Origin of the sequence: Actinocorallia sp. API 0066, assembly GCF_020991275.1 — a bacterium.
In the GTDB taxonomy this organism is placed as follows: domain Bacteria; phylum Actinomycetota; class Actinomycetes; order Streptosporangiales; family Streptosporangiaceae; genus Actinocorallia.
In genome coordinates, this window is record NZ_JAJLQY010000010.1 from 265,361 (window position 1) to 282,221 (window position 16,861).

The following is a 16,861-nucleotide window of genomic DNA, read 5'->3' on the forward strand; positions in this document are numbered from 1 at the left end:
GCCGTCCCACCGGGTGGGACGGCGCGTCCGTCACTTGCGTCACAGCTCCATCAGGGCCGGAAGGGTCCTGGTGTGCGCCTCGCGCAGCTCGTGCAGCGGGATCGAGAAGGCGCCGTCGACGGTGTAGGAGTCGCCGCCGACCACACCGATCGTGGTGAACGGCACACCCGCCTGGGTGCAGATGTCCACGAACCTGGCCTCCGCCTCGGGCCGCACCGCGACGACGGCGCGCGCCACCGACTCGGCGAACAGCTCGATGAACGGGTCGCCCTGGAGCGCCACCCGCACCCCGAGGCCGCCGCGCAGGGACGCCTCGACCAGCGCCTGGGACAGGCCGCCGTCGGAGATGTCGTGCGCGCCCGACAGCAGGCTCTCCTGCGCCGCGGTGACGAGCACCGACGCGAGCGCCGCCTCGGCCGGAAGGTTGACCTGCGGAGGCAGGCCGCCCAGGTGGCCGTACAGCACGTGCGCCCACTCCGAGCCGCCGAACTCCTCGTAGGTGGTGCCCAGGAGGACGAGCTTGTGCCCTTCGGCGGCGAACGCCATCGCCGTCCTGCGGCGGACGTCCTGGTGCACGCCCAGGACACCGACCACAGGGGTCGGGTTGATGGGTGTGTCGCCGGTCTGGTTGTAGAAGCTGACGTTGCCGCCCGTCACCGGGATGCCCAGCAGCAGGCAGGCGTCGGCGAGGCCCTCGGTGGCGCGGGCGAACTGCCACATGACGCCCGGGTCCTCCGGCGAGCCGAAGTTCAGGCAGTTGGTGACGGCGAGCGGCTGCGCGCCGGTCGCCGCGACGTTCCGGTACGCCTCCGACAGCGCGAGCTGGGCGCCCGCGTACGGGTCGAGCCTCGTGTAGCGGCCGTTGCCGTCCAGCGCGAGCGCGACGCCCAGGCCGCTCTCGTCGTCGAGCCTGATCACCCCGGCGTTCTCCGGCTGCGCGAGCACCGTGTTGCCCAGGACGTAACGGTCGTACTGGGACGTCACCCACTCCTTGGACGCCAGGTTCGGCGAGCCCGCCAGCCACAGGACCGTCTTGCGCAGCTCGTCCCGGTTCGACGGGCGGGGCAGCCGCACCGGCGAGTCCGCCTGGAGCGCCGCCTGGTCCGGCGGGACGGCCACCGGCCGCTGGTACACCGGGCCGTCGTGCGCCGCGGTGCGCGGCGGGAGGTCCACGATCACGTCGCCGTGCCACGTCATGACGAGCCTGCCGCTGTCGGTGACCTCGCCGATGACCGTCGCGGGCACCTCGTACTTGGCGCAGACCGCCATGAACGCCGCGACGTTCTCCGGCGTCACCACCGCCATCATGCGCTCCTGCGACTCCGACATGAGGATCTCCTCCGGCAGGAGGCTCGGGTCGCGCAGCGGCACCGCGTCCAGCCGGACGGCCATGCCGCCCGAGCCGCCCGCGGCCAGCTCGGTGGTGGCGCAGGACACCCCGGCCGCGCCGAGGTCCTGGATGCCCTCCACGAGGCCCGCCTGGAACAGCTCAAGGGAGCACTCGATGAGCAGCTTCTCCATGAACGGGTCGCCGACCTGCACCGAGGGCCGCTTGGCCTGGGACTCCTCGTCGAACGTCGCCGAAGCCAGCACGGACGCGCCGCCGATGCCGTCCGGCCCGGTGTACGCCCCGTACAGGATGACCTTGTTGCCCGTCCCGGAAGCCGACGCCCGGTGGATGTCCTCGTGCCGCAGGACGCCCACACACAGCGCGTTCACCAGGGGGTTGTCCTGGTAACAGGGGTCGAAGACCGTCTCGCCGCCGATGTTGGGCAGGCCCAGGGAGTTGCCGTAGCCGCCGATGCCGCTGACGACGCCCGGCAGCACCCGGCGGGTGTCCGGCGCGTCGGCCGCGCCCAGGCGCAGCGAGTCCATGACGGCGACCGGCCGCGCGCCCATCGAGATGATGTCGCGCACGATGCCGCCGACGCCCGTCGCCGCGCCCTGGTAGGGCTCCACGAACGACGGGTGGTTGTGCGACTCGACCTTGAACGTCACGGCCCAGCCCTGGCCGACGTCCACCACACCCGCGTTCTCACCCATGCCGACGAGCAGCGCGTCGGTCTTGGGCGCCTTCTCGCCGAACTGGCGCAGGTAGATCTTGGAGCTCTTGTACGAGCAGTGCTCCGACCACATCACCGAGTAGATCGCCAGCTCGGCGGCGGTCGGGCGGCGACCGAGGATGTCGCGGACACGGCCGTACTCCTCGTCGTTCATCCCCAGCTCCTGGTACGGCTGGGGGTGGTCCGGCGTCGCGGCGGCCCGCACGACGGTGTCGGTGGACCCGGGGCCGAAGCCGGGGGTCGGCTGGGGGTTCAGCTCGGTCACGTCGCTCATACGTTGATCAGGCCCTTGACGATCGAGGTGAAGAAGCCGAGCCCGTCGGTCGTCGGGCCGGTCAGGGACTCCACGGCGTGCTCGGGGTGCGGCATCAGGCCGACCACGTTGCCCGCCTCGTTGGTGACGCCCGCGATGTCGTTCAGCGACCCGTTGGGGTTCACGTCCATGTACCGCGCGATGATCCGGCCCTCGGCCTCCAGTTCGGCGATGGTCTCCGCCGACGCGGTGTACCTGCCGTCCATGTTCTTCAGCGGGATAACGATCTCCTGGCCCTCGGCGTAGTCCGACGTCCAGGCCGTCCGCGCGTTCTCCACGCGCAGACGCTGGTCCCGGCAGACGAAGTGGCCTCCGGCGTTGGGCATGAGCGCGCCCGGCAGGAGGTGCGCCTCGGCCAGGACCTGGAAGCCGTTGCAGATGCCCAGCACCGGCAGACCTGCCTGCGCCGCGGGGATCAGCTCCGCCATCAGCGGCGCGAACCGGGCGATCGCCCCGGCCCGCAGGTAGTCGCCGTAGGAGAAGCCGCCGGGCAACACGACGGCGTCCACGCCCTCCAGGGACGTGGACGCGTGCCACAGAGCGACGGGTTCACCCCCGGCGATGCGTACCGCGCGCCGCGCGTCCGTGTCGTCGAGCGAACCAGGAAAAGTGATGACGCCCACCCGGGCCATCGGCACTCCATTGGGAATCCTCGGCGGCCCAGGTCAGGGCCTGCCGTCTGAGGCCCAATTTACCGGGCGCTGTGCACCAGTTCGGATTCGAGGCGGCGCATCAGTGCCTCGTCCTGCCAGGTCAGCCGTTTGCGCAGCGCGACGCTGACGCCGCCCGGCCCCGCGTCCAGCGTGAGGTCGTCCACCAGGGCCGCCATGATGTCCATGCCGCGGCCGGACTCGGCCAGTTCCCCGGCGGGCGCGCGACGGCCCATGCCGGTTCCGTGGTCGGTGACGCGCAGGACGCAGTTCTCGTCGTCGATCGCGCCGTCCACCTCGTATTCGCGGGTGGTGGAGTGCCGCACGACGTTGGTGCACGCCTCCGACGCCGCCACGAGTATGTCGTCCACGCAGTCCTCGGCGACCCCGAGTCCGCGCAGCGCGTCCCCGAGAACGCGGCGGATGACGGGAACACTCATCGCCTCCGCGGGCAATGCGAGCGAGAACTTCATGTCCACCAGGCCCACCTCGGAAAACTCGGACGAAGCTAACACTTCCCCGCACCCTGTGGTGTAATCGCGGACCTGGTGATTCTTTGAATTAGGTATTATTGGAACGTGTCAACCGCTTGGCGGGAACCTTTTATTCGGCGTGCACTTCGAAGTTCTCGATCACCGGGTTGGCGAGGAGGGTCTCGGCGATCTTCCGGACGCGCTCCAGCGCCGCCTCGTCGGCGGGGCCGTCCACCTCGATCTCGAAGCGCTTGCCCTGCCGGACCGCCGCGACGCCCTCAAAGCCGAGCTGCGGGAGCTTACGGGCGATGGCCTGGCCCTGCGGGTCCAGGATCTCCGGCTTGAGCATGACGTCCACGACCACTCGGGCCACTTGGGCTTCCCCCTTCGCGTGGACGTCTCCGCCCCCGCCTGATCAGTTGCTCTGGTATGCATGCGGTTGCACCGCACCGGAAAGCGTACGGCACCCCCGCCGATGTGCCCCCCAGGAGCCGCCTTGGACCCCTCGGACCTCACCCCCGCAGAACGGCGCCTCTGGGACGCCTTCCCCTCCGGCGAGCCCGTGGACCTGTCCCCCACCGGCATGGAGCCCACCGAGCAGGCGGGGCAGTGGGGGCCGCACCGGAGAGTCCGCGCGCAGGTGATCGTGGCGCTTCTCACGGGCGCGCGGGAGCCGGAGCCGGGCAAGGTGCCTGCGGTAAGGCTGAGCGGCGGCTACATCACCGATCTGCTGGATCTCGGCCACGCGGAGGTGACGGTCCCGATCGCGTTGACGGGATGCGTCTTCCAGGAGCCGCCCCGCCTTTACTGGGCGCAGATGCAGTCCGTCCACTTCATCCAGTGCCGCCTTCCGGGGCTGATCGCCTCGGGCACGCGGGTGGACGGGCACCTGTGGCTGGAGGGCAGCGTCCTCGACGGCGGCCTGTGGCTGGACGGGGCGCACGTCAGCGGCATCCTCAACCTGAGCGGCGTCCAACTGCCGGTGCCCGGCGGCGACGCGCTGCTCGGCGACAGGCTCCAGGTCGAGGCCAACGTCTACTGCGACCGGGGGTTCAAGGCCGAGGGGGAAGTGCGGCTTCCGGGCGCGCGGATCGGCGGCCAGCTGATCTTCCGTGACGCGACACTGCGCAACCCCGGCCGTCCCGCCCTGTACGCGTCACGGTTGGACGTGGCGGCCAACGTGTTCTGCGACGAAGGGTTCGTGGCCGAGGGCGAGGTGCGGTTGCGCGGCGCGCGCGTCGGCGGGTACCTGTCGCTGGTGGGCGCGCGGATCAGCAACGCGGGCAAGCGCGCGCTCAACGCCGACGACCTCAACGTCGACACCGACGTGTACTGCTCCGACGACTTCACCTGCGTCGGCGAGGCGACGTTCGCGGGCGCCAAGATCGGCGGGCAGCTCAGCTTCAAGGGTGCCCGGCTGGCCAACCCGGACAAGACGGCGCTCAGCGTGCAGCGGCTCACCGCCGAGGAGCTGCTGCTGCGGCCGGCGGTGCCCGTGGACGGCGTCGTGGACCTCTCCTACGCCCGGATCGGCGTGCTCCGCGACGACCCGCTGACCTGGCCGCACGCGTTCCAGCTCGACGGCCTCGCCTACGAGACGCTCGACCCGCCGCTGGCCGCCAAGACCCGGCTCAACTGGATCCGCAGGGACCGCGACGGCTACCAGCCGCAGCCCTACGAGCGGCTCGCCGCCACCTACCGGACGCTCGGCCTCGACGCCGAAGGCAGGTCCGTCCAGCTCGCCAAGCAGCGGGACCGGCGCTCCACCCTGGCGGTGCCGCACAGGCTGCTCGGCTACCTCCAGGACATCCTCGTCGGCTACGGGTACCGCCCCTTCCGGGCCCTTGCCTGGCTGGCCGCCCTCCTGGCCGCCGGGACGGTCATCTTCAGCCTGGAGAAGCCGGACATCCTCGACGACGGCCACAGCCCGCACTTCAACGCCTTCTTCTACACGCTCGACCTCCTCCTGCCGCTGGGCTCGCTCGGCCAGGAGGGCGTCTTCGCGCCCGAAGGCGTCTACCAGTGGGTCGCCAACGTCCTCGTCGCCGCCGGCCTCGTCCTCGGCCTCACCGTCGCCGCCGGCGCCACCCGAGCCCTCTCCCGCGACTAAACGAACACGGCCCGGGGCGGGCGCTCCCGACGCAGTCGGGCCCGCAAAAGCGCCCGCCCCCGGGCCCAAAACAACTAGCCACGGGCCAGGAGGTGGAAGGGGTCGGTGAGGAGGTCGCCGATGTCGCGGAGGAGGGCGGAGCCCGTGGCGCCGTCCAGGACGCGGTGGTCGAAGGACAGGGCGAGGGTCGCGACCTTGCGGGGTTTGACCTTGCCCTTGTGCACCCAGGGCAGGTCGCGGAAGGCGCCGACCGCCAGGATCGCGACCTCGCCGGGGGTGAGGATCGGGGTGCCCGCGTCCACGCCGAACACGCCGACGTTGGTGAGCGTGACGGTGCCGCCGGACAGTTCCGCCGGGGTCGCCTTGCCCGCCCGCGTCCGCGCCACGAGCTCCGCGAGCGTTACGGCGAGTTCCGGTAGCGGCAGCGTGTCGGCGGCCTTGACGTTCGGCACGAGCAGGCCCCTGTCCGTGGCGACGGCGACACCCAGGTTGACGTGCGGGTGCACGACGATCTCGGCGGCGCCCTCGCCGTCCGTCCAGGAGGAGTTCGCCAGCGGGTTGCGGCGCAGCGCCAGCAGCAGCGCCCGCGCGGCGAGCAGCATCGGGCTGAACCTGACGCCCTCGAACTCGGGGTAGCCACGGAGTTTCTCGGTCGTCCGCACCGCGCGGGTGACGTCCACCTGGAGGAACTCCGTCACGTGCGGCGCGGAGAAGGCCGAGGAGACCATGGCAGCCGCCATCGCCCTCCTGACCCCCTTGACCGGCACGCGCTCCCCCAGCGCCTCCTCAGCCCCGTGCGCGACGGGCGCCGCGGCCGTGGGACCCGGCCGCGGCGGCGCGGCGGGCACCCCCGCCTCCCAGCCGGGCGCGGCGCGCTCCGTCGGCGGGGCGGGGGCTTCGGTGGCGGCGGCGCGGCCATGACGCCACGCGGCGGCCCGCGCGCGGACGTCCTCGCGGGTGACCGAGCCGCGCGGGCCGGTGCCGACGACCGTCGCGAGATCCACGCCGAGATCCTTGGCCAGCTTGCGGACCGGCGGCTTGGCGAGCGCGCCCGGCCCCTCCCCCCGGCTCTGCGCCGGGGCGTAAGCCGACGGCTCGCCCTGCCGGGGCGCGGACGGCGCGGACGGTGCGGACGGCCGGGCAGGGCCGCCGCGCCCCGAAGGGCCCGTATTGCGCGGACGGCGCCTCGTCGCGCCCGGCTTCACGCCGTAGCCGACGAGCACAGGGGTCCGCCCCGAGGGCGACGGCGGCGGCTCGGCCGGGGCGTCCGGGCCCGTCGCGGGGCCGATGTGGGTGCCGGGATCGGCGACGGGCGACGGGTGCAGCGGCTCCTTCGGGCCCGCGCCCGACGCCGCGTGCTCCTCCACGCCGATGATCGGGGTGCCGACGGGCACCGTCTGGCCCTCCTCGGCCAGCAGTTCCCGCACGATCCCGGCGAACGGGGACGGAAGCTCCACGATCGCCTTGGCCGTCTCGATCTCGACGATTGTCTGGTTGACCTCGACCCTGTCGCCCGGCGTGACGTGCCAGCGCACGATGTCGGCCTCGGTCAGGCCCTCCCCGACGTCGGGCAGGTTGAAGTACTTCACCATGCGAACGTCCGATCCACCGTGTCCAGGATCCGGTCGAGGTCGGGCAGGTAGTGGTCCTCCAGCCGGGAGGCCGGGTAGGGGGTGGCGAACCCGCCGACGCGTAGGACGGGCGCCTCCAGGTGGTAGAAGCACGCCTCGGTGATCCGGGCGGCTATCTCGCCGCCGAGGCCGCCGAACACGGGCGCCTCGTGCACCACGACGCACCTGCCCGTCTTGCGGACGGACGCCTCCAGGGCGGGTGTGTCCAGCGGGGAGAGCGACCGCAGGTCAACGACCTCCAGCGACCTGTCGTCCGCCTCCGCCGCCTCCAGGCACGTCTTCACCATCGGCCCGTAAGCCAGCAGCGTCGCATCCGTGCCCTCCCTGACGACGACCGCGTCGCCCATCGGGGCGGCGGGCGCCTCGGTGTCCACGGGAGCCTTGTCCCAGTAGCGGCGCTTCGGCTCAAAGAAGACGACCGGGTCAGGGCAGGCGATCGCCTCCTGGAGCATCCAGTACGCGTCCACCGGGTTGGAACAGGCGACGACCCGCAGGCCCGCGGTGTGCGCGAAGTACGCCTCGGGCGACTCGCTGTGGTGCTCGACCGCGCCGATCCCGCCGCCGCACGGGATGCGCACCACCACCGGCAGCGTCACCTGCCCGAGCGAGCGCAGGCGCATCTTGGCGAGCTGGGTGATGATCTGGTTGGCCGCCGGGAAGACAAAACCGTCGAACTGGATCTCGCAGACCGGCCGGTACCCGCGCAGCGCCATACCGATCGCCGTGCCGATGATCCCGGACTCGGCGAGCGGGGTGTCGATCACCCTGTCCTCGCCGAACTCGCGCTGCAGGCCGTCCGTCACCCGGAACACGCCGCCGAGCCTGCCCACGTCCTCGCCCATCACGAGGACCTTCGGGTCCTCCGCCATCGCCCGCCGCATCCCCGCGTTCAGCGCCTTCGCCAACGTCAGCGTCTGGGTGCCCGTCAGCGGGGCGCTCTGCTCCGGTGCCGTCACCTCAGTCATGGAAACCCGCCAGGTACGTCTCGTAAGCGGCTCGCTCCTCCTCCAGCAGCCTGTGCGGCGCGGCGTAGACGTGCTGGAACAGCGCGTCCGGGCTCGGGTCGGGCAGGGCGAGGCAGGCGGCCCGAAGCTCGACCGCCGCCTCCGCGGCCTGCACGTCCACCTCCTCGAAGAACTGGGCGTTCGCCAGGCCCGTGCGCGACAGGTACGCCTTCACCCGCGCGATCGGATCCTTGAGCTTCCAGGCTTCGAGCTCGTCGGAGTGCCGGTAGCGGGTCGGGTCGTCGGTGGTGGTGTGGGCGCCCATCCGGTAGGTGAACGCCTCGATGAGCGACGGCCCCTGGCCCGTCCGCGCGCGGTCCAGGGCGCGGCGCGTGACGGCGAGGCAGGCCAGCACGTCGTTGCCGTCCACCCGGACGCCGGGGAAGCCGAACCCCTGCGCCCGCCGGTAGAGCGGGATCCGCGTCTGGCGCTCCAACGGCTCGGAGATCGCCCACTGGTTGTTCTGGCAGAAGAACACGATCGGCGCGTTGTAGACCGCCGCCCACACGAACGACTCGTTCACGTCGCCCTGGCTGGTGGCGCCGTCGCCGAAGTAGGCGAGGGCGGTGTCTCCGATGCCGGTGCCGTGGTGGCCGTCCCGCTGGATGCCCATCGCGTAGCCGGTGGCGTGCAGCGTCTGGGTGCCGATGACGATCGTGTACAGGTGGAAGCCGAACTCCTTCGGATCCCACCCCGCGTGGTTGACGCCGCGGAACAGCCTGAGGATGTTGAGCCAGGGCATGCCGCGGCAGTAGGCGACCGCGTGCTCCCGGTAGGTCGGGAAGACCATGTCGCCGGCGCCCAGCGCGCGGCCCGAACCGACCTGGGCGGCCTCCTGGCCGAGCAGGGACGGCCATAGGCCGAGCTCGCCCCTGCGGGTCAGCGCGACGGACTCGAGATCGAGGGCTCTGACGACCACAAGATCGCGATAGAGGTCGCGGAGCTGCTGGTCGGAGAGGCTCAGGGGGTAGTCGGGGTGCTCCAGCCGTTCGCCCTCGGGGGTGAGAAGCTGGACGAGTTCGGCGTCCCGGGCGGTGTGCGCGTCTACTGTCACGGCCGCCTCCTTCCTTGAAGGAGACCTACCCGCCCGCGCCCCGATCAGTCGTCGAAACGGCCCCGCGCGTCGGGTTCGTCAGTCGTCCCCGTCGTGCGAGGTGTCGCGCCCCGCGTGGCCGTTCGCCCGGGGTGGCCCCTCGTTCTCCAACTGCCGCGCGAAGACGAACTGCAACACGAACGTCGCGACCCCGACGATCATCAGGATCACCCCGATCGCGTTGATGTCGACCGGCCCCAGATCCGCGTTGACCGCGAACTTGAGGATGGCGCCAAGAGTGATCACAAAAATGGCTACGCCGAATCCCACAGAACCGGACCTCTCTCGCGCGAACACCGGCCTTCGGTAAATCTTCTGTACCCGCCCGCAACAAGATCCATGATCGCCTCCCCCGACCAATCTCCGCCACCCCTTGTTCCGTCACACCCGCGCGCGAGACGGGCCGACGGGGCTAGTAGCCGACGGAGACGTGGTGGTGGACGGTAGCGGGGTCGGCGAGGGCGTTGAGGACGGCGGTGGCCAGGTCGGCGCGCGAGAGTGTGGTGCCGCCGCGGACGTTGCGGTCGAGGACGGTCCGGTAGGGGCGGGGCTTGCCTTCGGTGAGGCGGGGCGGGCGGACGAGTGTCCAGTCGAGGCCGCTGGCGCGGATCTCGCGCTCGGCGTTCTCCAGGTCGGTGAACGGGGTGTCCAGGAAGAGGCGGCGGAGGAGCGGCTTGAAGACGACACGGGTGAAGGGGCCGTCGCCGTCGTCGATGAAGGGGCCGCTGGCGCTGACGACGACGAGGCGGCCCACACCGACCGCCCGCATGGCCTTGACGGCGGAGCGGGCGCCGTCCGCGCAGACGGTGCCGTCCGCGCGGTTGTTCGGGCCGAGCGCGGACAGGACGGCGTCGCGCCCGTCGACGGCGGGGGCGAGTGCCGCCGGGTCGAGCGGGTCGGCGGTGACCGCCTCCAGGAGCGGGTGGTCGGCCGGATCCAGCCGGGCCGGGTCGCGGACGACGGCTGTGACGTGGTGTCCGGCGTCGAGCGCCTGGCGGACGAGGTGGCGGCCGGTGCGGCCGGTCGCGCCCAGGACGGTGAGTCGCATGGTGGTGCTCCCCTCGGGGGCTAGTGAACACTAACCTCCATACTCCGCTAGTGTTCACTAATCCGTCAATGGCAGAGCGCGGGAAAGGGCGTGCCGAGGTGAGCACACGGGAACGGATTCTCGACGCGGCCGCCGGGCTGCTGCGCACGCGCGGCATCGCGCAGGCGACGACCAGGGAGATCGCGCTGGCGTCCGGCGTGTCGGAGCCGACGCTGTACAAGTACTTCGGCGACAAGGAACGGCTGCTGCTCGCCGTCCTCGAAGAGCGGCTGCCCGGACCGTCACGGGTGACGCTGCGGCCGGGCGAGGGCGACCTCGCCGAGACCCTCACCGACCTCGCGCACGCCTACCTGGACTTCTACCGGGAGTCCTTCCCGATGTTCGGCGCGCTGCTGGCCGACCCGCAGCGGATGGCCGCGCACCGCGACGCGCTGGCCCGGCACGGCGGCACCCCCGCCCGTCCCGTCGCCGCCCTCGCCGCCTACCTGCGCGCCGAGCAGGCACACGGCCGCGTCGCCGCGCGGACCGACCCCGAGGCCGCGGCCGCGCTCCTCGTCGGCGCCTGCTTCCAGCAGGCGTTCCTGCGCTACTACACCGAAGGGCCCGACGCCGCCCCCGCGCCGCGCTCCTTCGCCGCCTCCCTGGCCACCGCCCTTCTCGGCCCCCTCTAGCGGGAAAAAGGAGACGCCCCCGCCGAGGGCGATCGGCGGGGGCGTCCAGGGTGGCAGAGAGCCGAGGTGCCTTAGAAGGCCGACTCCGGCAGCTCCATGATGTCGAGCGTGGTGTTCTCGACCATGAGGCGGTCGGAGGTGATGCGGGGCAGCACGTTGGCCGCGAAGAACTGGGCGGCGGCGACCTTGCCGGTGTAGAAGTCGCGGTCGGCGTCGGAGACGTCGCCGGACAGCTTCTCCAGGGCGATGGTCGCCTGACGCAGCAGCAGCCACGCCACGACGGTGTCGCCGAGGGCCAGCAGGAGACGGGTCGAGTTCAACCCGATCTTGTAGATCTCCTTCGGGTTCTCCATCGAGCCCAGCGCCGCGTTGACCATGGCGCCGATGATGCCCTCGGTGTCGGCGACGGCCTGGGCGAGGAACGCCCTCTCGGCCTTCAGCCTGCCGTTGCCGGACTCGGACGCCGCGAACTCCTTGATCTGGTTCGCCAGCACGTTCAGCGTGGCGCCCTGGTCGCGGAGGATCTTGCGGAAGAACAGGTCGAGGCCCTGGATCGCGGTGGTGCCCTCGTACAGGGTGTCGATCTTGGAGTCCCGGATGTACTGCTCGATCGGGTACTCCTGCAGGAAGCCGGAGCCGCCCAGCGTCTGCAGCGACTCGGCGCCCAGCAGCGCGTAGGACCGCTCCGAGCCGAAGCCCTTGACGATCGGGAGCAGCAGGTCGTTCAGCTTCTCCGACAGCTCGTCGTGGCGGCCCTCGTGGGCGGCGATCTGTACCGCGTCCTGGTAGGTCGCGGTCAGCAGCACGAGCGCGCGCATGCCCTCGGCGTAAGCCTTCTGGGTGATGAGCGAGCGGCGGACGTCCGGGTGGTGGGTGATGGTGACGCGCGGCGCGGCCTTGTTGGTCTGCTGCGTGAGGTCGGCGCCCTGGACGCGCTCCTTGGCGTACTCCAGCGCGTTCAGGTAACCGGTCGAGAGGGTGGCGATCGCCTTCGTGCCGACCATCATGCGGGCGTACTCGATGACGAGGAACATCTGACGGATGCCCTCGTGCTTGTCGCCGACGAGGGTGCCGACCGCGGGGTGCTTCTCGCCGAAGGTGAGCTCGCAGGTAGTGGAGACCTTCAGGCCCATCTTCTTCTCGACGTTGGTGACGTAGGCGCCGTTGCGCTCGCCCAGCTCGCCCGTCTCGAGGTCCACGTGGTACTTCGGCACGAGGAACAGGGACAGGCCCTTGGTGCCCGGTCCGGCGCCCTCGGGGCGGGCCAGCACCAGGTGGAAGATGTTCTCGGCCATGTCGTGTTCGGCCGAGGTGATGAAGCGCTTGACGCCCTCGATGTGCCAGGTGCCGTCGGGCTGCTGGACGGCCTTGGCCCGGCCCGCGCCGACGTCGGAGCCCGCGTCGGGCTCGGTCAGCACCATGGTCGCGCCCCACTGGCGCTCAACGGCCAGCTGCGCGAACTTCTTCTGCTCCTCGTTGCCCTCGTTGAAGAGGATCTGCGCGAAGCCGGGGCCGGAGGAGAACATGTAGATCGCCGGGTTGGCGCCCAGGACCTGCTCGGCGACGGCCCAGGTGAGCGTGCGCGGCGCGTTGGTGCCGCCCAGCTCCGGCGTCAGGTCGAGCCGGAACCACTCGGCGTCCATCCATGCCTTGAAGGACTTCTTGAAGGACTCCGGCATCTTCACGTCGCCGGTGGCCGGGTCGAAGACCGGCGGGTGGCGGTCGGCGTCCTCGAAGGACTCCGCGACCGGGCCGGTCGTCAGGCGGTTCACCTCGTCCAGGACGCCGCGGGCGGTGTCCTCGTCGATCTCGGCGAACGGGCCGGTGCCCAGAACCTCCTGGCGGTTGAACACCTCGAAGAGGTTGAACTCGATGTCCCGAAGGTTGGCCTTGTAGTGCCCCATGGGTGACACCCCGTCTAGCTCGTCGGCGGTGCCGGTCGGCCCGCTCTACCGGTTAGTAACTATCCATGATGCTACCCGTCAGTAACCGGTGGCAAGCCTTGGGGAGAACCTGGTTCGCGTGTGACTCATACCACATTATTTGTGGTTAGATCATCAGGAACGTCCTGCTTGTGGAACGCGACTAAAAGAGCAGAGTTCGACTGTGGCCCCCGCCAACACCCAAGGAGAGACGTAACAGTGGTCTTCAAGAAGCTTCTCGGCGCCTTCGGAGTCGGTGGCCCCTCCATCGACACGGTCCTGAGGGACGCCAACGTCCGTCCGGGCGGGATCATCAGCGGTGACATCCACCTGCTCGGCGGCGACCACGAGTCGGACATCCTCGGCATCAACGTGGCGCTCGTCACCCGCGTCGAGGTCGAGACCGACGACAGCGAGTACACCCGCAACGAGAAGTACGCCAAGGCGCACCTCGCGGGCCGCTTCCAGCTCCAGCCCGGCGTGCGGCACAGCTTCCCGTTCCAGCTCGAGGTGCCGTGGGAGACCCCGCTCACCCACATGTACGGCCAGCCGTTGCGCGGCACCACCGTCGGCGTCGCCACCGAGCTGGAGGTCGCCCGCGCGATCGACGCCACCGACCTCGACCCCATCGCGGTGCACCCGCTGCCCGCCCAGGAGCGCATCCTGGCGGCCTTCTCCAACCTCGGCTTCCACTTCCGGAACGCCGACTGCGAGAAGGGCCGCATCTACGGCGTCAACCAGCTACTGCCGTTCTACCAGGAGATCGAGTTCCACCCGGGCGGCCGCTACGCGCACGCGTTCAAGCAGCTGGAGGTGACGTTCGTGAGCAACCCGGCCAGCACCGAGGTCATCCTGGAGCTCGACAAGCGCACCACCTTCGGCGGCAGCCACGACACCTTCCTGCGCTTCACCGTCCCGAACCAGGGCTTCGAGCACGCCAACTGGGAGCAGAACATCGACGGCCTCCTCCAGCAGGCCGGCCAGAAGCGCGGCTGGTTCTAGCCCCATCCCCCGGGAGGGCACCCTGAACAGCGCGGAGCAGGAGCTGTCGGACGCCTGTCCGCACGGCCTCCTCGTCGACCTCACCGGCCGCCCCGACCCCGAGGTCGGGGCGGCGGTACTCGCCCGACTCCTCCTCGGCCCCCTTCCCGCCGCGGACGGCGGCATCCCCGCCGTCCGGCTGCGCGGCGCACTGATCACCGGGGTCCTGGACCTGTCCGGCGGCGACATCACCCGCGAACTGAGCCTCGAAGCCTGTGTCTTCGAGGCCGCGCCGCTCCTGGAGGGCGCCCGCGTCCGGCGGCTCCGGCTCGTCGAGTGCGTCATGCCCGGCCTCCAGGCCACCGGCCTCGCCGCCGAGTCCGCGCTCGTGCTCGACCGGTCCGTCATCGACGGCCAGCTCGGGCTGCGCAGGGCGCAGCTCGCGGGCGGCCTCACCCTGAACGACGCGCGGATCACCACGAAGGACGGGCACTTCGCGATGTTCGCGGGCGGCATGGCCGTCGAAGCGGGGGTGTTCGCGCGGCGGTGCCGCATCGAGGGCGGCGTCCGCCTGACCGGCTCCCGGATCAACGGAGGGCTCTTCCTGGAGGGCACGGAGCTGGTCAACCCCGGCAGGCTCGCGCTGGACGGGCAGAACATCGCCGTCACCGACGCGATGGAGTGCGCGGCCGGGTTCCGCGCGGAGGGCACCGTCAAGCTGCGCGGGGCGCGGGTGGACGGCACGCTCTCCTTCGACCGCGCCGGGACGCTCAGCGCCCCTGGACGGCTCGCGGTCCAGCTTTCGCACACCGACATCCGGGAACTGATCCTGACCCCGGACGAGCCCGTTGAGGGCGTCGTGTCGCTCGCCTACGCCCGGATCGGCGTCCTCCTCGACCGGACCGACACCTGGCCGGCGCACCTGCGGCTCGACGGCGCCGTCTACGAGACGCTCCGCGGCGCCGATCCGGAGCGGCGGCTCGACTGGGCCGACCGCGACCCCGACGGCTTCCGCTCCCAGCCGTACGAACAGCTCTCCGCCTGGGCGCTGCGCGACGGCCACGAGCAGCTCGCGCGGCGCGCCCAGCTGATGAAGTTCCGCCGCCGCAGGCAGGCCCAGCCGTGGCACGGCCGGCTCTGGGGCCTGCTGCTGGACTGGACCGTCGGCTACGGGTACCGGCCCTGGCTGGCCGCCGCGTGGCTCGCGGTGATCATCGCGGCGGGGACCGCGGTGTTCAGCGCCGTGCCGCCACGGCCGATCAAGGAGCCGGGGGAGCTTCCCGACTTCCAGGCGCTGATCTACGTCGTGGACCTGGTGATCCCGATCGGCGCGTTCGGGCTGCGCCAGGCGTGGGATCCGGTGGGGTGGACCCAGTGGCCGGCTTACGCAATCATCGCCTCAGGGTGGATTCTCGCCACGGCGCTGGTCGCCGGGGTGACGCGAGTACTGAGGCCCGGCTAGGGGGCAGGTGCGTTGGGGACTTATCTGATCACGGGGGCCACCGGGGGGATCGGGCTGGCCACCGCGGAGCTGCTGCGCGAACAGGGGCACGACCTCGTGCTGACGGCGCGCTCACCGGAACGGCTCACCAAGATCGCCGCCCGGTTCGCGGCCGCCCCGTACGGGAAGACGCAGGCGTGGGCGCTGCCGCAGGGCGAGGGGCGCCCTTCCGGCCAGCCGGTCCGCACGGTGCCGCTCGACCTCGCCGAGCCGCGCCGGATCGAGGCGGCGCTCGCCCTCGCCGACCTGCCGCCCGCCCTGGACGGCGTGGTGCACAGCGCGGGCGTCTGCGACCTCGGCACGGTCGCCGAACTGGACGCCGACACCTGGATCGACCAGCTGATGGTCAACCTCGTGGGGGCCGCCGAACTGACCCGCCTCCTGCTGCCGTCGCTGCGCGCGGCGGGCGGGCACGTGGTGTTCGTCAACTCCGGCGCGGGCCTGCGCGCGCACCCGAACTGGTCCGCCTACGCGGCGAGCAAGCACGGCTTGAAGGCCCTCGCTGATTCGCTCCGCCAGGAGGAACCGGCCTTGCGCGTCACCACGGTGTATCCGGGGCGGACGGCCAGTGAGATGCAGCGTCGGGTGCGGGCTCAGGAGTCGGCGCCTTATGACCCGGCGGATTACATCCAGCCGGCTACCGTCGCCCGTGCGATCGTCGGCGCCCTGGGCACCCCGGCGGACGCCGTCGTGACGGACCTCTCGATCCGCCCGCGCGCCTAGTAGGCGGCCGACCGTTTGCGGCGCAGGAGGAACGCCGCGATGAGGCCGCCGATGAGGCCGAACAGGTGTCCCTGCCAGGAGATGCGGGCGTCGGTCGGGATGACCCCGTAGACGATGCCGCCGTACAGCAGCACGACCGCGACGGCGATGAGCCCGTCGCCGATGTGCCGTTCGAAGACGCCGCGGCCCAGCAGATAGCCGAAGTAGCCGAAGACGAGGATGCTCGCGCCGAGCGTCTCGGAGTTCGGCGGGCCGGTGAACCACACGCCGAGCCCGCCGACGACGATGACGATGAGGTTCATCGTCAGGAACTTGCCGAGGCCGCGCAGGGCGGCGAGGAAGCCGAGCACCGCGAAGGGCACGGTGTTGGCCATGAGGTGTTCGAAGTTGCCGTGCAGGAAGGGCGCGGTGGCGATCTGGGGGAGGTCGCCGACGTCGCGCGCGCGGATGCCGTAGGTGTCGAGCTGCCCGCCGAGCACGTAGTCCACACCTTCGAGGATCCACATGCCCACGAGGACGGTGAGCACCAGGGCGGCGGCGGCGAGTGCCCGGGTGGCCTGGGTGCCGATCTCACCGGCGGCCCGCCTGCCGAACGCCCTGCTTCGTTCACTCATCGGGGGTTCTATCCTCGTCCGTCGTCTCTCTCGACAACGTGCGGCGTACCCGATTTGTCCCTAG

Annotated in this window: 16 protein-coding genes; 5 read left to right on the forward strand and 11 right to left on the reverse strand. The window is 71.2% G+C overall.

The genetic code is table 11. The annotated features are described in order from the left end of the window. Positions 1-39: 39 nt before the first annotated feature. The 4 genes from purL to purS form a co-directional block, all read right to left on the reverse strand. Positions 40-2,337 carry a phosphoribosylformylglycinamidine synthase subunit PurL gene (gene purL / locus LO762_RS24695; RefSeq protein WP_230618391.1) on the reverse strand — a complete coding sequence of 766 codons (2,298 nt, stop codon included), beginning with the start codon at positions 2,335-2,337 and terminating at the stop codon, positions 40-42. Further along, on the reverse strand, positions 2,334-3,008 hold the full coding sequence (purQ, locus tag LO762_RS24700; RefSeq protein WP_230618392.1) for a phosphoribosylformylglycinamidine synthase subunit PurQ: 675 nt from the start codon (positions 3,006-3,008) through the stop codon (positions 2,334-2,336). The genes purL and purQ overlap by 4 nt, the downstream gene beginning before the upstream one ends. A 59-nt stretch (positions 3,009-3,067) precedes the next feature. Further along, entirely contained in the window at positions 3,068-3,499 is a 432-nt protein-coding gene (locus LO762_RS24705) for an ATP-binding protein (protein WP_230618462.1), read from the reverse strand. A gap of 130 nt (positions 3,500-3,629) precedes the next feature. Continuing rightward, positions 3,630-3,872, reverse strand: coding sequence for a phosphoribosylformylglycinamidine synthase subunit PurS (gene purS, locus LO762_RS24710; protein ID WP_230618393.1), 243 nt, complete (start codon positions 3,870-3,872; stop codon positions 3,630-3,632). Between the two features lie 123 nt (positions 3,873-3,995). Here purS and LO762_RS24715 point away from each other — a divergent pair, with 123 nt between their 5' ends. Continuing rightward, the gene (locus tag LO762_RS24715; protein ID WP_230618394.1) at positions 3,996-5,609 is read left to right on the forward strand and encodes a hypothetical protein; all 1,614 of its coding nucleotides are present in this window, start codon (positions 3,996-3,998) and stop codon (positions 5,607-5,609) included. A gap of 74 nt (positions 5,610-5,683) precedes the next feature. Here the strand turns inward: LO762_RS24715 and LO762_RS24720 are convergent, their stop codons facing one another. The 5 genes from LO762_RS24720 to LO762_RS24740 all read right to left on the reverse strand — a co-directional run bounded on the left by LO762_RS24720 (position 5,684) and on the right by LO762_RS24740 (position 10,385). Further along, complete coding sequence (locus LO762_RS24720) at positions 5,684-7,201, reverse strand: dihydrolipoamide acetyltransferase family protein (protein WP_230618395.1); 1,518 nt, start codon at positions 7,199-7,201, stop codon at positions 5,684-5,686. After that, a complete protein-coding gene (locus LO762_RS24725; RefSeq protein WP_230618396.1) occupies positions 7,195-8,205 on the reverse strand; it encodes an alpha-ketoacid dehydrogenase subunit beta in 1,011 nt (336 codons plus the stop codon). The genes LO762_RS24720 and LO762_RS24725 overlap by 7 nt, the downstream gene beginning before the upstream one ends. Next, on the reverse strand, positions 8,198-9,298 hold the full coding sequence (gene pdhA, locus LO762_RS24730) for a pyruvate dehydrogenase (acetyl-transferring) E1 component subunit alpha (protein WP_230618397.1): 1,101 nt from the start codon (positions 9,296-9,298) through the stop codon (positions 8,198-8,200). Before pdhA ends, LO762_RS24725 begins: the two co-directional genes overlap by 8 nt. 78 nt (positions 9,299-9,376) lie before the next feature. Then, complete coding sequence (locus tag LO762_RS32850; protein WP_308104497.1) at positions 9,377-9,634, reverse strand: DUF6458 family protein; 258 nt, start codon at positions 9,632-9,634, stop codon at positions 9,377-9,379. Positions 9,635-9,749: 115 nt separating this feature from the next. Then, positions 9,750-10,385, reverse strand: a complete 636-nt coding sequence (locus LO762_RS24740; protein WP_230618399.1) for an NAD(P)-dependent oxidoreductase — start codon at positions 10,383-10,385, stop codon at positions 9,750-9,752. Between the two features lie 98 nt (positions 10,386-10,483). On the opposite strand from LO762_RS24740, the gene LO762_RS24745 reads away from it, so the two are divergent. Next, on the forward strand, positions 10,484-11,056 hold the full coding sequence (locus LO762_RS24745) for a TetR/AcrR family transcriptional regulator (protein WP_230618400.1): 573 nt from the start codon (positions 10,484-10,486) through the stop codon (positions 11,054-11,056). Between the two features lie 71 nt (positions 11,057-11,127). Here the strand turns inward: LO762_RS24745 and LO762_RS24750 are convergent, their stop codons facing one another. Continuing rightward, positions 11,128-12,960 (reverse strand): acyl-CoA dehydrogenase, encoded by a 1,833-nt coding sequence (locus tag LO762_RS24750; RefSeq protein WP_230618401.1) that lies wholly within the window; start codon positions 12,958-12,960, stop codon positions 11,128-11,130. A gap of 237 nt (positions 12,961-13,197) precedes the next feature. Here LO762_RS24750 and LO762_RS24755 point away from each other — a divergent pair, with 237 nt between their 5' ends. The 3 genes from LO762_RS24755 to LO762_RS24765 all read left to right on the forward strand — a co-directional run bounded on the left by LO762_RS24755 (position 13,198) and on the right by LO762_RS24765 (position 16,183). Beyond that, entirely contained in the window at positions 13,198-13,980 is a 783-nt protein-coding gene (locus tag LO762_RS24755; RefSeq protein ID WP_230618402.1) for a sporulation protein, read from the forward strand. 322 nt (positions 13,981-14,302) lie between these two features. After that, entirely contained in the window at positions 14,303-15,421 is a 1,119-nt protein-coding gene (locus LO762_RS24760; protein ID WP_230618403.1) for a hypothetical protein, read from the forward strand. A gap of 12 nt (positions 15,422-15,433) precedes the next feature. Next, positions 15,434-16,183 (forward strand): SDR family oxidoreductase, encoded by a 750-nt coding sequence (locus LO762_RS24765; RefSeq protein WP_230618404.1) that lies wholly within the window; start codon positions 15,434-15,436, stop codon positions 16,181-16,183. On the opposite strand, the gene LO762_RS24770 is transcribed toward LO762_RS24765, so the two are convergent. Next, positions 16,180-16,797 carry a rhomboid family intramembrane serine protease gene (locus LO762_RS24770; RefSeq protein ID WP_230618405.1) on the reverse strand — a complete coding sequence of 206 codons (618 nt, stop codon included), beginning with the start codon at positions 16,795-16,797 and terminating at the stop codon, positions 16,180-16,182. The two genes, LO762_RS24765 and LO762_RS24770, sit on opposite strands and share 4 nt — an antisense overlap. Between the last annotated feature and the right edge of the window lie 64 nt (positions 16,798-16,861).

Bases quoted from the DNA above. Each gene is read 5' to 3' on its own strand.
- LO762_RS24760 (WP_230618403.1), top strand. From the start codon at position 14,303: ATGCCCGGCCTCCAGGCCACCGGCCTCGCCGCCGAGTCCGCGCTCGTG.
- LO762_RS24720 (WP_230618395.1), bottom strand. From the start codon at position 7,201: ATGGTGAAGTACTTCAACCTGCCCGACGTCGGGGAGGGCCTGACCGAG.
- LO762_RS24750 (WP_230618401.1), bottom strand. From the start codon at position 12,960: ATGGGGCACTACAAGGCCAACCTTCGGGACATCGAGTTCAACCTCTTC.
- LO762_RS24705 (WP_230618462.1), bottom strand. From the start codon at position 3,499: ATGAAGTTCTCGCTCGCATTGCCCGCGGAGGCGATGAGTGTTCCCGTC.
- LO762_RS24770 (WP_230618405.1), bottom strand. From the start codon at position 16,797: ATGAGTGAACGAAGCAGGGCGTTCGGCAGGCGGGCCGCCGGTGAGATC.
- LO762_RS24740 (WP_230618399.1), bottom strand. From the start codon at position 10,385: ATGCGACTCACCGTCCTGGGCGCGACCGGCCGCACCGGCCGCCACCTC.
- LO762_RS24725 (WP_230618396.1), bottom strand. From the start codon at position 8,205: ATGACTGAGGTGACGGCACCGGAGCAGAGCGCCCCGCTGACGGGCACC.
- purL (WP_230618391.1), bottom strand. From the start codon at position 2,337: ATGAGCGACGTGACCGAGCTGAACCCCCAGCCGACCCCCGGCTTCGGC.
- purQ (WP_230618392.1), bottom strand. From the start codon at position 3,008: ATGGCCCGGGTGGGCGTCATCACTTTTCCTGGTTCGCTCGACGACACG.